Below are 293 nucleotides of genomic sequence, written 5' to 3'. Positions count from 1 at the left end.
GTGCAAGTACAAGTAGAAAATGCAAAAGAACTAGGAAGCTTACAAGTAATCAAAAAGGATGCAGAGAGCGGAAAAGTTCTAGAGGGTGCAGAATTTAAGCTGAAAAATGAAGCTGGTCAAGTAGTTGGAGAAACGAAAACAACGAATAAAGACGGTGTTGTGAAATTCGAAAACTTAGTGCCAGGAAAGTATACGTTAGAAGAAACGAAAGCGCCAGAAGGTTATAAAGCAGTAGAAGTAACAGTCGAAGTAAACGTAGTAGCAAATGAAGTAGTAAAACAAGAAGTTATGAA

The 293-nt window shown here is 37.2% G+C and carries 1 protein-coding gene; it reads left to right on the top strand.

Going from position 1 to position 293, the window contains the following annotated elements:
- On the top strand, positions 1-293 hold a 293-nt coding region (locus tag MR083_RS27120), incomplete at both ends, for a prealbumin-like fold domain-containing protein (protein WP_277931494.1).

Source organism: Bacillus cereus group sp. BfR-BA-01408, assembly GCF_022663305.1.
Taxonomy (GTDB): domain Bacteria; phylum Bacillota; class Bacilli; order Bacillales; family Bacillaceae_G; genus Bacillus_A; species Bacillus_A pacificus.
This window is presented reverse-complemented; position numbering and strand designations above follow the sequence as displayed.